This window comes from Rhizobium sp. P44RR-XXIV (assembly GCF_001999485.2).
In the GTDB taxonomy this organism is placed as follows: Bacteria; Pseudomonadota; Alphaproteobacteria; order Rhizobiales; family Rhizobiaceae; genus Rhizobium.
Map to the genome: position 1 here is coordinate 49,397 of NZ_MPVZ02000026.1, position 13,800 is coordinate 63,196.

General features: G+C 60.1%; 10 protein-coding genes, 1 pseudogene and 1 riboswitch. Of the genes and pseudogenes, 6 read left to right on the forward strand and 5 right to left on the reverse strand.

What is annotated here, in order from left to right; all coding sequences use genetic code 11:
* Positions 1 to 14 precede the first annotated feature (14 nt).
* Complete coding sequence (locus BSK43_RS09115; RefSeq protein ID WP_077471913.1) at positions 15 to 677, forward strand: GNAT family protein; 663 nt, start codon at positions 15 to 17, stop codon at positions 675 to 677.
* 25 nt (positions 678 to 702) lie between these two features.
* Here the strand turns inward: BSK43_RS09115 and aac(6') are convergent, their stop codons facing one another.
* Positions 703 to 1,143, reverse strand: coding sequence for an aminoglycoside 6'-N-acetyltransferase (aac(6'), locus tag BSK43_RS09120; protein ID WP_077471914.1), 441 nt, complete (start codon positions 1,141 to 1,143; stop codon positions 703 to 705).
* A gap of 133 nt (positions 1,144 to 1,276) precedes the next feature.
* Here aac(6') and BSK43_RS09125 point away from each other — a divergent pair, with 133 nt between their 5' ends.
* The 5 genes and pseudogenes from BSK43_RS09125 (at position 1,277) to BSK43_RS09145 (ending at position 9,601) form a co-directional block, all read left to right on the forward strand.
* A complete protein-coding gene (locus BSK43_RS09125) occupies positions 1,277 to 2,272 on the forward strand; it encodes a sterol desaturase family protein (RefSeq protein WP_136686814.1) in 996 nt (331 codons plus the stop codon).
* A gap of 221 nt (positions 2,273 to 2,493) precedes the next feature.
* A complete protein-coding gene (locus BSK43_RS09130; RefSeq protein WP_077471915.1) occupies positions 2,494 to 5,817 on the forward strand; it encodes a thiamine pyrophosphate-dependent enzyme in 3,324 nt (1,107 codons plus the stop codon).
* Positions 5,818 to 6,088: 271 nt separating this feature from the next.
* Positions 6,089 to 7,230, forward strand: a pseudogene (locus tag BSK43_RS09135) (PspA/IM30 family protein).
* 5 nt (positions 7,231 to 7,235) lie between these two features.
* Positions 7,236 to 7,889 (forward strand): OB-fold-containig protein, encoded by a 654-nt coding sequence (locus tag BSK43_RS09140; protein WP_077469681.1) that lies wholly within the window; start codon positions 7,236 to 7,238, stop codon positions 7,887 to 7,889.
* Positions 7,886 to 9,601: a flotillin domain-containing protein gene (locus BSK43_RS09145; protein WP_136686815.1), complete on the forward strand. Its 1,716-nt coding sequence runs from the start codon at positions 7,886 to 7,888 to the stop codon at positions 9,599 to 9,601. The genes BSK43_RS09140 and BSK43_RS09145 overlap by 4 nt, the downstream gene beginning before the upstream one ends.
* A gap of 86 nt (positions 9,602 to 9,687) precedes the next feature.
* On the opposite strand, the gene BSK43_RS09150 is transcribed toward BSK43_RS09145, so the two are convergent.
* The 4 genes from BSK43_RS09150 to BSK43_RS09165 form a co-directional block, all read right to left on the reverse strand.
* Complete coding sequence (locus BSK43_RS09150) at positions 9,688 to 10,533, reverse strand: aspartyl/asparaginyl beta-hydroxylase domain-containing protein (protein ID WP_077469680.1); 846 nt, start codon at positions 10,531 to 10,533, stop codon at positions 9,688 to 9,690.
* A 296-nt stretch (positions 10,534 to 10,829) separates the two neighbouring features.
* Positions 10,830 to 11,219: a fluoride efflux transporter CrcB gene (gene crcB / locus BSK43_RS09155; RefSeq protein WP_136686816.1), complete on the reverse strand. Its 390-nt coding sequence runs from the start codon at positions 11,217 to 11,219 to the stop codon at positions 10,830 to 10,832.
* 92 nt (positions 11,220 to 11,311) lie between these two features.
* A complete protein-coding gene (locus tag BSK43_RS09160) occupies positions 11,312 to 12,682 on the reverse strand; it encodes a voltage-gated chloride channel family protein (RefSeq protein ID WP_077469678.1) in 1,371 nt (456 codons plus the stop codon).
* Between the two features lie 115 nt (positions 12,683 to 12,797).
* Positions 12,798 to 12,886, reverse strand: a riboswitch (Fluoride riboswitch).
* 59 nt (positions 12,887 to 12,945) lie between these two features.
* The gene (locus BSK43_RS09165) at positions 12,946 to 13,767 is read right to left on the reverse strand and encodes a class I SAM-dependent methyltransferase (protein ID WP_077469677.1); all 822 of its coding nucleotides are present in this window, start codon (positions 13,765 to 13,767) and stop codon (positions 12,946 to 12,948) included.
* Positions 13,768 to 13,800: the final 33 nt, after the last annotated feature.

Sequence of the window (13,800 nt, forward strand, 5' to 3'; positions counted from 1 at the left end):
CAAAGGATTTTGATATGGATCTTGCCAGCTGGAGCGGAGTGCCGCGCCCCGAACGAACCACCCTCGAAGGCCGCTATGTCAGGATCGAGCCTCTCGACCCGGCGCGCCATGGCGAGAACCTTTATGCTTCGGCTCAGCAGCCTGGCGCTGAAGACCGCTTCCGCTATCTTTTCGAAAGCGCGCCTGCCGACTACGCCGCCTTTACTCCATGGCTTGAAAAAGCGGCATCTGGCGCCGATCCTCTTTTCTTCGCAACGATCGACAAGCGGACGGGGAAAGCCGAAGGCAGACAAGCCCTAATGCGGATCGACAATACGCATGGTGTCATCGAGATCGGCAGCATCCTGTGGGGGCCGGCGATCGCACGCAGCCCAGTGACGACTGAAACCCTCTTCCTTTTCGCATCCTATGTCTTCGATACGCTCGGTTACCGCCGCTTCGAATGGAAATGCAACAACCTCAACGAACCGTCGAAGCGGGCGGCCGAACGCTTCGGCTTCGCCTTCGAAGGCATCTTCCGCCAGCACATGGTTGCGAAGGGCCAGAACCGTGACACCGCCTGGTTTGCGATGATCGATGCCGACTGGCCCCGCCTGAAGGCAGGTTACGAGCGTTGGCTCGCGCCTGAGAATTTCGACGCGACAGGACAGCAGAAAACCAAGCTGACATTCGGATAGGCCGGATACTTCTCCGGACTCCGGTTTAGAGAGACTTGCGAAAATAAACCACGCGCTGGGTTTCCACGAAACCGAGTGCGTTGTGGAAAGCGTGGCTGTCGAGATTGTCGATCCGCGCATCGGATGCAAATTCAACACAGCCGGCGGCTCGTCCCCAGTCGGCAACAGCCTGGCAAAGCGCCTGCGCAATGCCTTGCCGGCGATGCTCATGGCGAACATAGATACCCTCGAGAAACAGGACGGGCGAAGTGTCGCAGCCATTGACGTAATCATGCCGCAATGTCGCTTCAGCAAAACCGACGACATGATCGGCAGCATCAATCGCAACGAGCCCAATAGCACCCTCATCGGAACGAAGCTGCTCAAGCTCGGATCGGTGATGCTCGATCGAATCGCCGGGCCAAAGCTCGGAGCGCAAACGCACCCACGCATCCAAATGCTCGTGTCCGGCTTCCTCAATACGCATGTGTACTCCTCTCAATGGCTCACTCTTCGCCTCCGTGGCGAAAAATTTCACTTTCGACTCCACAATCACCACGCTACATATCGCGTTTACTCGCGCACGAATTCTTCGATGATCCAAATCTGAGGACGATGGAATGAGATTTCAAAGCAGTTCGCGTCTTTACGCTGCTGTTTCATCCCTGCTGTGGCCGGCCATCTTTTGCGCCGGGCTGGTGGGCTCCTATTTTGCCTTCAACTCCCAGATGCATCTGCTGTGGTTCAATGTCGTCTATTTCTCCGTGGTCGTGACTATCGCGCTCTTCGAGCGGCTCATGCCCTATGAGGAAACCTGGCTCGATCCTGACGGCGAGACGTTCAACAACATCGCCCACACGCTTCTGAGCAAGGGGGCGGTGCAGATTGCCGCCGCCATTGGCGCTTCGTTTCCAATGGCGGTAGCCACGGTGGCACAGCCATTTCTGAGCCACAAAGCGGATATCTGGCCGGAGCAATGGCCGATGGCCGTGCAGGTCGTGCTCGGGCTTGTCATTGCCGAACTTGGTCTCTATCTCGCCCATCGCCTGGCGCACGAGCACCTGTCGCTTTGGCGTTTCCATGCCTTGCATCACAGCGTCGAGCGCCTGTGGGTCATCAATACCGGGCGCTTTCACATAGTCGACAGCCTGTTCAAGATCGCGCTCAGCCAGATCCCGCTTTATCTGCTCGGCGCGCCGCTGCCGGTTTTCCTGTGGATCGGGGCGGTCACGGCCTTCATCGGTCTGCTCACGCATTGCAACATCGATGTACGCACCGGCCCGCTCGACTGGATCCTGTCGACCCCGCGCCTACACCGCTGGCATCATTCCAAGTTGCTCGCCGAAGGCAACACCAATTACGGCGAGAACCTCGTGATCTGGGACCAGATCCTCGGCACTTACCATAATCCGCCTCGCCCCTCGTCCACCGACATAGGCATCACGGGCAAGGTCGCCGACAGCTTCCTTGCCCAGATCGTTCAGCCATTCTCCAAGACCGGCCGCAAGCAAATCATCGGCAAGAAGCCGAAGGAACTGATCCTCAAGGAGGAGCAGGCGGCTAAGGCGGCTGCTGCGCGGCAACGCAACGATGCGCCGATCCGCAAGAGCAGCTGAAAACGCTTTTGCCTGGGCACCCGTCAGGACCGTGACCGGGTGCCCCTGTCGCGCTTGTGCTGTGGACAGAAATATTCCGAAAAGTTTCGACCGGACAATGCACGTAATTCCGTTTCAAACCGGGAAGATATTGTCATTTAACGTGTATTGAAAAAGGCATCCCAGGGGATTACCTAGGTCCACACAAATTATCATGATGAAAGATTAGGAAAATTATTGATATGGAAGGGAGGTTTAGCACAGAATACCTCAAGCAGCTTCATAGAATATTTTTCATTTCTAGAGAAATAGATCGCCTTGAGCGAGAATTCATCAAGCAAGGCATAGCACATTTTCATGTCTCCGGCGCAGGGCATGAGTCGACCGCGCTGCTCAACGAATTCCTCCATGACGACGACTGGCTGCATCTGCATTATCGCGACAAGGCCCTGATGCTGGCCCGCGGCATGCCCATTCGTGAGTTTTTCTCAAGCCTGCTCGCTACGGCCAATTCCCATTCCGCCGGACGGCAGATGAGCGCCCATCTATCCTCCCGCGCACTCAACATCACGTCCATTGTCGGCCCGGTCGGCAACAATGCACTGCACGCAGCAGGTGTCGGCGCGGCGTTGAAACACAAGGCCGGCCTGCCGATCGCCATCTGCTGCGTCGGTGATGGCACCACACAACAAGGCGAATTCGTCGAAGCCGTCGCCGAGGCCGTTCGTGGCCAGTATCCCGTCGTCTTTGTCATCGAGGACAACAGTTTCTCGATCTCGACGCGCACGAGCAAGCAAACCTTCTTCGACCTGCCTGATGGACCCGCATCCTCTTTCTATGGCGTCGACATCATCCGCACCGACGGGGCCGACCTTACCTCGTCGCGGGAAGCCTTCCGCAAAGCCGTTCGCCACAGCCGGAACAATCGCGTGCCGAGCATCGTGCTCCTCAATGTCGAGCGCCTGTCCGACCATACGAATGCCGACGATCAGAAGACCTATCGCACCCTGCTGGAAATCGAGACCGGCTCCTCGCGTGACCCGCTTCCGAACCTGCGGGCGATGCTGCACAAGGCCGGTGTCGATGCCGATGCGCTCGAGAAGATCGAGCAGGAACTGACGGCCGAAGTACAGGCCGAAGCCGCTCTCGCCCGCAGGGAAGATGCGCCCAAGGTCGAGACGGAGGCAAAGGCGCCCTACCCTGCTTCCTTCGGCAAAACGACGGAATATCGCGGCAATGAACGCGAAGCCACGTTGACGATGCGTGAGGCGTTGAACAACGTCCTCGACAAGCAACTGGCCGCCAATCCCGAAGTCGTGCTGTTCGGGCAGGACGTGGAGGACCCGAAGGGCGATGTCTTTGGCGTTACCCGCGGTCTCAGCACCAAATATCCCGAGCGCGTTCACAACGCGGCTCTCAGCGAATCCACTATTGTCGGAACCGCCGTCGGCCGTGCGCTCGCAGGTCAACGGCCAGTGGCCTTCCTGCAATTCGCCGATTTCCTGCCGCTTGCCTATAACCAGATCGTTTCGGAAATGGGCAGCATGTACTGGCGCACCAATGGTGCCTGGGAATCGCCCGTCATCCTCATGGTAAGCTGTGGCGGCTACAAGCCGGGCCTCGGGCCGTTCCACGCCCAAAGCTTCGAAGGCATGCTGGCGCACACGCCCGGCATTGACGTCGTCATGCCGTCCAGCGCCGGCGATGCAGCCGGTCTGCTCAATGCCGCATTCGAATCGCGCCGCCCCACCGTCTTTCTTTATCCCAAGGCGGTGCTCAACAATTCCGACGGTCGCACCTCGACCGACCTCGACAAGCATTTTGTCCATCCCGGCCTGTCGCGCCACGTGGCCCGCGGCCGCGACCTGACGCTGGTCAGCTATGGCAACACGGTCTCTCTCTGTGCCAAGGCGGCCAGCGCCTTCGAAGCCCAGGGCTTTTCCGTGGAGGTGATAGACCTTCGCTCGATTTCGCCGTGGGACGAGAAGGAAGTGCTGGCGAGTGCCCGGCGCACCCGCCGCCTGATCGTCGTCCATGAGGACAACCGTACCGTGGGCATGGGCGCGGAAATCGTCGCCACCGTCACTGAAAAGACCGATGTGCCGGTCGTCGTGCGCAGACTTGCCCGCTCCGACGCGCATGTACCTTTCAATTTCCGCAATCAGCTCGAGACGCTGCCGTCCTACAGCAAGCTTGTAGATCTGATGGCCGAGGTCCTCGAATGCGAGGTCACCTGGCATAAGGAAGACGACAATGGCCCGACCGCCGCCATCAAGGCGATCGGCTCCGGCCCTGCCGACGAAAACGTGCTGATCACCGATCTGCTGGTGAAGCCAGGCGACACGATCGAAGTGGGTCAGCTGGTTGCCGTCGTCGAAGCCACCAAGGCTTCGGTCGAGATCTGCGCCAATATCGGCGGCGTGGTACAGGAAGTTTTTGTCCGGATCGGCGACCAGGTCGCGACCGACAGCCCGCTTCTGACTGTGGACGCCAATCGCGACATGGCAGAGCAGAACTTCGCGCTCGCCTCCGAAATACAGAACAAGTTTGTATTGCGCCGCCTGAAGTCACATTCCATTCCGGCGTTGCGCCGCCACTCCGGTAGTTTCTCGGAAATCGCCGTCAGCGGCCTCGGCATTGCCACCGGCGGCCGCCGCGTCGCCAACGAGGACATCATCCATCATTGGCCGAACCGTCGGGCCGAAGAGATCTTCGCGCTCACCGGCATCAAGAGCCGGTTCTGGATCAGTCCGGGTGAAGGCACGCTGAGCCTCGCGACAAAAGCCGTCCGCGATCTGCTGCGCCAGACCGAAATGTCGATTCACGATATCGACCTGGTGATTGCCGCGACGGGAACGCCCGATATCGCCACGCCGTCGCTGGCAAGCCGCGTTGCAGTGGCCGTCGCGGAAGATGGCGTTCGGCCGTCGCTTGCGGCCTATGATATGGGCGCTGCCTGCTCCGGCTATCTCTACGCCTTGCAGCAGGCCCACGACTTCATCGCGCAGCAGAACGACGCCAAGGTGCTAATCGTCACCTCCGAGGTACTGTCGCCTCTGCTCGACATGAAGGATTTCTCTACCGCGATTCTTTTCGGCGACGCGGCTACCGCAAGCCTGGTGACCACACGCGACATGGCGCGCAATCCATTGTTTACGGCGAGCCGCCCGATCGTCAGCGGCCGGCCGGAACCAGGGGATCTGCTCTACGTTCCGCTGCCGGATGATGGCGTCATCGCCATGAACGGACGCTCGGTCTTCACGGAAGCGGTGCATTCCATGTCCCGCTCGATCGAGGACGCCTGCGTCGATGCCGGCATTGAGCTCGCCAATCTCGATCTGCTGGTGCCGCATCAGGCCAACCAGCGCATCATCGACACGATCGCCAAGCGCAGCGGCCGCCCAGCTCTGAGCGTCATCGAGAATTATGGCAATACCAGCTCTTCGAGCATCCCGCTTGCCATGCATCATGTCGTCAATGAACGCTCCGAGCCGCTCAATCTCGGCCTCGTCGCCTTCGGCGGCGGCATGACGGCGGGTGCTGCGATAGTTCGCACGATAAAATAACAATCATAGCGTAGCCGCTGTTCTTGCAGCCGCGCAGATCCGATAACGACGCCTCGCTCTTGTTCCATCAAGTGTGAGGCGTTCGTCCGATTAGGCGCAATTTGGCGGCAGCTGCTACATAGATCCGAGATGCGCGTACCCTCGATCGCGTATCAGAAGCGCGAAGCATCAAGTTTTTGCAACCTATGCTGCCTATCTTTCATTACAATTCATCCATGTTTGCGTGTGCCATCTCTTGAAAAGCACCTGAGCGGTACTTTACTTGAGGTGCATGGCAAAGGCACCCGCTTCATTGCACCCAACGCATCTGCGATACGAACTCGCTCCCGATGCAGCGGCACGACTGGCGATGGACGAGACCTTCGCTGCATACGGGCAGATGATGAGGCTGCTCACAGAGATCGTTCCGGACAGAGCCGGGGCGAACCTCGTTACGCTTCATGAGCTTGCCTATGAAACCATCCGCGAACGCACCGCTTTGCCCGCGCGCCTCGTAACGCTCGGCCTGCGTGATTTCGCGGCCAACAGGGGCGAGCCAGCGGGCACAAACCGCCTGCCGCTCGACGAAAAGCTCTTTGCCATCAAGGGTCCGTCGGATCTGACAATCTCGACGGTGCGCGGCCGTATCGCCGTGCCCTTTGACGTGGCCGGTTACTTCAAGGGGTGGGACACCAATCTTCCCGCCTACCTGATCGCCGATGGCGGCCACTACGCGATTCACATCGGGGTTACACCAAACTCTCCCCGAACGGAGGAAAATATGACGATGAACGAAGGCATTCTTTCCCGTATGGGACGACTGATCGCCGGCCTCGCCAACGCGGCAGTCGACAAGGTGGAAGGCGCCAACAAGATCGCAGTCATAGAACAGGCGCTCCATGAGATCGACGCAGCCGCTGACGAAGCGCGCGCCGATCTCGGCAAGGCACGCGCCGAGGAATACCGCATCCAGAGCCGCCGCACCGAAATCGTCGACGATCTCACAGCCCTCGACGCGAAGATCCGCCTTGCGATATCGGCCGAGCGCGAAGACCTCGCCAAGGCCGGCGTCGCCCGCCAGATCGATCTCGAATCCCAGATCGCCGCGCTCGACAAGGCGCTCGCGGATGCAAATGCACAGATCGATGAAGGACAGAAGGCGCTGCAGGCCGTTCTTGCCACCCGCCGCGAGGCGGAGGCCCGCCTGGCCGATTTCAAGCGCAGCGTAGCCCGCCACGCGCCGGAAGAAGCAACTGGTGGCGTCCGCGCGCGACACCGGCAGCAGGTGCGGCGCGTGCAGCCGCCGCCGTCTCCGCCTCACCGGCGTTCCGGCAGGCGAGCCTGCCACCAGCGCCGAGCTCGATGACTGACCGCCTGCACCGGGAGCAGGCCATTGCAGCGCGCCTTGCCCGTTTCAGGGCGAATGATCAGTAACGACCATGCACCTCTTCCTCGCACCCGAATGTGCGCCCTTTGCCATCGCGGCGATGATCCTGATCGGCCTGACAGTCATCGAGATCCTCTCGATGCTGCTCGGTTTCTCCTTGAGCGAGATGATCGGCAAGCCACATCTTGATGGTCACGATGGCGTTGTCGCCGGCCTGCTCTCCTGGATCAACCTCGGCGGCGTGCCGCTGTTGATCCTGATCATGCTGCTGCTCGGCCTCTTCGCCATCGTGGGCTTTGCCGTGCAGGCGGTGGCCGCCATGGTCTGGACACCGCTGCCCGCAGTGGTGGCCGTACTCCCCGCCGCCTTTTTCACGATCCCGCTGGTGAGAGGCTCCACCCGTACCATCGCGCGGCTCATTCCGCGCGACGAGACCTATGTCGTCGATGCCGGCGATTTCGTCGGTCGCACCGCCAAAGTCACTGTCGGACCGTTGGACCAGGGCTTGCCCGGCCGCGTCTCGGTCAAGGACGTGCACGGCAACTGGCATCAGCTACGCGCCAGTGCCGCCAAGGGCGAAGGCCCGCTCGGCGTTGGCGCCGAGGTCCTTCTTGTCGATCGCAAGGCCGATATCTTCATCGCAGTTCCCGCCCCATTGGACCTTGTCGGTCCCGCTGATCAATCCTCTACGGAGCAACACCAATGAACGGCCTATATGACCTTCTTCTGCCAGCAGGCATCGGCATCGTCCTGATCCTCGGGATCGGCTTTGTCCTCGCCTCGCTCTACGTCCGCTCGAGCCGCGACGAGGCGTATGTGCGCACCGGTCTCGGTGGCCAGAAAGTCGTCCTCGACGGCGGTTCCGTCGTCCTGCCGATCTTCCACTCGATCGCCCGCGTCAACCTCAAGACCCTTCGCCTGGAGGTCCAACGTGGCGAAAACGACGCGCTGATCACCAAAGACCGCATGCGTGTCGATATCGGCGCCGAGTTCTATGTCCGCGTCAAGCCGGACACCTCCTCCATCGCCCTTGCAGCACAGACGCTCGGCAGCCGCACTAACGACACTGAGCAGCTGCGCCAGTTGATCGAGGCGAAGTTCGTCGACAGCCTGCGCTCCGTCGCCGCCACGATGAACCTCGACGCGCTGCAGGAGCAACGCATGGATTTCGTCAAGGCGGTGCAGGAAGCCGTTGGTTCCGACCTCCAATCCAACGGTCTTGAACTCGAGTCGGTGTCGCTGACCCGCCTAGACCAGACCGACATCAAGCATTTCAATGCCAACAACTTCTTCGATGCTCATGGTTTGGCCGCGCTCACCCGCGTCACTGAAGGCCGCAAGAAGGAACGCAACGAAATCGTTCGCGATACCGAAGTCGCAATCGCCCAGAAGGACCTGGAGGCGCGGCAGCAATCGCTGACCATCGATCGGACGAAGCGCGAGGCCGAACTGAACCAGCAGCGCGACATCGCCAATAAATCCGCTGCCACCCGCGCCGAAACCGCTCAGCAGGAACAGGCCGCCAAGCGCTCGGAAGAGGAAGCCCGCATTGCCGCCGAGCAGGCCATCGCTGAACGCGAGGCCATGGCCAAGCAGGTGCGTGAGTCCGCTAACATCGACTCGGCCCGTGCGGTCCAGCAGCGTGAAACGGAAGCTCGCCGCGACAACCAGATCGTAGCACAGGAAAGCGCCATCGCAGTTGCCAACAAGAGCCGCGAGGAGTCGGAAGCCAAGGCAAAAGCCGAAGCCGCCCGTGCACTCGCTATCGCCGCCGAAGAAAAGGTCGGCACCGCCAAGGCCGTCGAAATCGCCGAGCGCGAAAAGCAGATCGCCGTGATCGATGCACAGAAGCGGGCACAGACCCAGGCAACGGCTGTCACCATCGCCGCAGAAGCCGAAAAGCAGGCGGCAATCGACCAGGCGGATGCCATCAAGACACTGGCCACCGCCGAGGCCGATGCCGCGATCATCAAGGCCAAGGGTATTCTGGAAACCGGTAAGGCCACGGCCGAAAGCGAGGCGCTGCTCAATGAAGCACGCAACAAGCTCAGCCCCGCCATCATCGAATTCGAGATCACCCGCGAGCGCATCCGCATCGTTCCAGCAGCGCTTGCCGAAGCAGTCAAGCCGATCGAAAAGATCTCGGATATCCGCATCTTCGACACCGGCGGCATGCTCGGCCGCAATGGCAACGGAGCGACTGGCGGCAGTGGCGTCGGCCTCGGCGAAGGTCTCGCCGGTCAGCTTCTCTCCTATCAGGCCAACAAGCCGATCCTCGACCGCCTGCTCAAGGAAGCCGGTTTCGATGGCGACAATGCCATCTCGGCGCTGCTCGGCAATCTCGACAGCAAGCCCGCGGTGGTCCAGTCAAACGACAATTATGACGGCGACACCGAAGAGACGGACAAACCGGCCTGACGATTACGCCTGACCGGCTAAAACAAAACCCCGGAATCCGCTACGGATTCCGGGGTTTTTTCATAAACTTCGCTGGCGAAAGCGGATCAGGCCTTCGGGCGATTTCTCAGCGCTTCGGCCTCGGCGTAGAACTTCTTTTCCCATTCCTTGTGGTTGTCGAGACCTTCCTTGATGAACGGCGTGAAGATCGCCAGGTTCATCAGGGCCCAGTTGACAAAGCGTGCCGGGAATTTCAGCGGCTTGACGAAATCGACGAAGAGCACCACGCGGGTCTTGTCGGAATGGTTCCAGGCCTCATGCTCGTAGGCGTCATCGAAGATCAGCGCCTTGCCTTCCTGCCAGTGGCAAATCTGCTTGTCCACGCGGATCGCCAGCTTCTCGTTCGGCTCCGGCACGATCAAGCCGAGATGCAGGCGCAGCACGCCATTATAGGGGCCACGATGCGCCGGAAGATGCTTGCCAGGCTCGAAGATCGAGAACATCGCCGTCGTCAGGCCCGGGATCTTCTGCACAGCCGCCCAGGTATTGGGGCATGCCTTGATGTTCTGCTCGGACTTCACACCGAAGCCGAGCAGGAAAAAGGTCTTCCAGCGCGTATCGGTCGAGATAGTCTTCACGTCGGTGGAGATATCCTGGAACGTCGGCAGCTCGCTCTGGCGCAACAGCACCTTTTCGAGTTCGGCGCGGATCGCCGGATAATCCTTCTCGATCTCGGCCGCCCAGGGGAAGGTCGCGACGTCGTAGACCGGCGGATTGCCGAGCTTGGCATATTTCAGATTGAGGCTTTCAGCCCAGGCAACGATACCCATGAAAAAGCGCGTCATGGCGCTCGGGCGGTCCATCGGCGCGAGGCCGGCGGTGCCGAAGGTTTGTTCCGGAGCATGAGTTTCTGTGGAAGTGGGAGCAGGTGCGCTCAAAGGACTCTCCGTCATGTCTGTCTCAAGGCCGTCCGAGAGGAAGCATTGCCACCTGGGAATTGCAGGAGGATTGCAAGGTGGCAACAGGTTTAACATCGTCAATGCTCACCTGCCCGTTCCTGATTGACGCCCGTCTCCTTGGTTATGCGATGATCATAATAATCGATTATATGAGTTGAATAGTCGAATTTCGCAAGAGCGTCCGTTCGCGATCAGCGTTGGTTTCTCATGGAAGAAATCTTCGACGATTTCCCGGAGGATTTCACCTCATAATCGGCAAAAATGCGGCAAAGGCAGCCAATGTCTTTTCCTCAGACAGTTTGCCCCGAAATTATTAGCCGGACAATCGCTAATCCAGCGATAAGCGCCGCTATCGACAGGAAAACCGACAGTACGACATAGGCGACGGACGGCATCCATTGGCCTCGCTCCCAGAGCGCGACGCTCTCCAGCGCAAAGGTTGAAAATGTCGTGAAGCCGCCGAGAACACCCGTCGTCAGAAATAGCCGGAGTTCCTGCGACACACCGCCGCGAAAGACGAAATACTCTGTCAGGACGCCCATGAAGAACGCCCCGACGACGTTGATGATGAGTGTGCCGAACGGAAAATCGACTCCGAGCAATCGAGCCGCAATCTCGTTGATGCCAAGACGGCAGGCACCCCCTAGTCCAGCACCGAGAAAAACGACAAGATAGATCACGATAATCTCCTGCGGTGGTTGGACGATATCCGGACTGAGGCTTCCTGACTATCAGCATCGCAAGACTTTCGACAATCACCGGTCGTCTCGCGTCAAGCCTTTTCGGTCTTGCGGGCATTTTTGCCGCGCGCCTTCGATCCCTGTTCGCGAATATGACGAAGCGGAACATCGGCGGTGATCTGGCCGGAAGCCGCACTCTTGGCGATGCCAAGGCGCTGAGACAGATAGATGCTGGTGTGACCGCTGCAGATATAAGCGAGGAAGCAGGCGACGGCGAGGTAGACGGTGTGCGTCGCGCCGAAGAGCTCGATGCCCATGATCATGCAGGCGAGCGGCGTATTGGTGGCACCGGCAAACACGGCAACGAAGCCCAGTGCCGCAAAGAGATCTGCCGGCGCGCCGAGAATGGCCGCGAGCGCATTGCCAAGGGCCGCTCCGATGAAGAACAGCGGCGTCACCTCCCCGCCCTTGAAGCCGGCACTCAGCGTCACGATCGTGAAGACCGCCTTCCAGAACCAGCTCCAGTAATCGACTTGCGCCGGATCGAAAAAGCCGAGGATCGTCGCATCGCCCGAGTTCGGCGACCAGACACCAAGCCCCAGATATTCGCGCGTGCCGAGCAGATAGACGAGACCGATCAGCACCGCGCTGGCGATGACGGGCCTCAGCGGCGCATAGGCGCAGAATCGCTTGAAGGTGGCAGAGGCGATATGAGAGACTTCGCTGAAGCAGCGCGCCATCAGGCCGAAAAGCACGCCGGCAACGCCGACCTTGATGAGCAGCAGTGGCTCGAGGTGGAAGCTGCTCGCCGGCGTGCCAGAGAGATAGCCGACATGATACTGGATATGCTCGATGCCCCAGGCATGGCAGGTCCAGTCGGCGGCTATCGCCGCCGCAAGGCTCGGGATCAGCGCCTCATATTGCATGCGCCCGATGGTCAAAACTTCGAGAGCAAAGACCGCGCCCGCAATCGGCGTGCCGAAAACGGCACCGAAGCCGGCTGCTATGCCTGCCATGAGGAGTATGCGGATCTCGGCATGGCTCAGCCGAAAAACCCTGGCGAAAACGCTTGCAACACTGCCCCCGAGCTGAACCGCTGTCCCCTCGCGCCCGGCAGAGCCGCCGACCAGATGCGTCAGAACCGTCGATACGAGAATGAAGGGCGCCATGCGCAGCGGCACACCACCGCCAGGCTCGTGGATCTGATCGACGATCAGGTTGTTGCCGCCTTCCGCTCCGCGGCCGAAGCGCTGATAGACCCATACCATGGCGAAGCCGGCGACCGGCATGAGGAAGATCAGCCAGGGATGCTCGAAGCGCGCCGCCGTTGCCCGATCGAGACTCCACAGGAACAGCGCGCAGAGCGAGCCAACGGCCACCGCCATCGGCACGACAAGCGCGATCCATTTGAACAGGCCGCGAAATTGCTGAAAACGATCATGTAGGAATAGAGATGCGGACATCAGTTCGCCCCTCCCGCAGCACCGGAATTGGCTCTGTCGGGGACAATGGATAGGAAGGATGGAAAAGATAACGGCAGAAAAACAGGCATGACTCTACTCCTTCGCCTTTTGGGCGTCTTGAGTAGGAGTCATCAGCTTCCCTGGAAAATTCAGAGCAGCGGTTCGGCCACCATGGCCCGGCAGAAATCCATTACCGTTGGATTTTCAATACAAAAACCGGCAGGCTGCTGTCAATGCGGCGAAACGGCAAGCCGCCGATTTCGTCACACGGCTCTGGCAATCATCTCGATGGGTGCGAGCAGGCCGCCCTCCACCGACGTGTTGACATTGGCGCCGCGCTCGGATGCCCTCGGCCCCATCAATGTTGCCATGCCCTTCCCCTCGCCCGCAGCAGCCTTGGCTCGCATTTCGTGCATCAGGCGGATCGCCAGCGCGCTGCGGTCCTGCTCCAGCTCCACTACAAAGCCCGCCTCTTCGAGCATTTGGCGATAGGTATCCGGCGTGCAGACGAAACTTGTCTCCGGCGTCATCGCCCAAGGCATCGGATAGGGCACCGAGCCCTCGCGCATCTGCATGATCTCATAGAGACCGAAACGGCCGTCGGGTTTCAGGATGCGACGGACCTCGGCAAACAGCTTCGCCTTGTCCTCGATGTTCATTCCGACATGGATGAGAGTTGCACGGTCGAAGCCACCGCTCGCGAAGGGCAGCGACAATGCGCTCCCCTGCCGGAAGGACACCAGCTCCGCCAGGCCGCAGCGCGCGGTCAGTGAATTGGCGACTTGAACGAACTCCTCGGTGAGATCGATGCCCGAGACGATGCATCCGTAGGAGTCGGCAAAATGACGGGCAGGACCGCCGAGGCCTGAGCCGATATCGGCAAGCCGCATCCCGCCGGCCAGAGTGAGGTCGCGCGCGAATTCCACCGTGGCCGCATGCCGCCCCAAATGGAATTCGTCGACGCCGGCAAGGTCACTGACGCGAAGCAGCTCGATATCGCTGCCGTTATCAGTAAGCGTTTTCAGGATCGCCGTTTCCAGCGATCCATGGGTGTAGTGGCTGGCAACTTTTTCTTCGGTGGACATGCATGTTCTCCCAAGACGTTGCCTGAAGGTTCG

Coding starts and splice junctions, on each gene's coding strand:
- BSK43_RS09145 (WP_136686815.1), top strand. CDS start 7,886: ATGAACGGCCTATATGACCTTCTTCTGCCAGCAGGCATCGGCATCGTC.
- BSK43_RS09140 (WP_077469681.1), top strand. CDS start 7,236: ATGCACCTCTTCCTCGCACCCGAATGTGCGCCCTTTGCCATCGCGGCG.
- BSK43_RS09165 (WP_077469677.1), bottom strand. CDS start 13,767: ATGTCCACCGAAGAAAAAGTTGCCAGCCACTACACCCATGGATCGCTG.
- BSK43_RS09150 (WP_077469680.1), bottom strand. CDS start 10,533: ATGACGGAGAGTCCTTTGAGCGCACCTGCTCCCACTTCCACAGAAACT.
- BSK43_RS09125 (WP_136686814.1), top strand. CDS start 1,277: ATGAGATTTCAAAGCAGTTCGCGTCTTTACGCTGCTGTTTCATCCCTG.
- BSK43_RS09160 (WP_077469678.1), bottom strand. CDS start 12,682: ATGTCCGCATCTCTATTCCTACATGATCGTTTTCAGCAATTTCGCGGC.
- BSK43_RS09115 (WP_077471913.1), top strand. CDS start 15: ATGGATCTTGCCAGCTGGAGCGGAGTGCCGCGCCCCGAACGAACCACC.
- BSK43_RS09130 (WP_077471915.1), top strand. CDS start 2,494: ATGGAAGGGAGGTTTAGCACAGAATACCTCAAGCAGCTTCATAGAATA.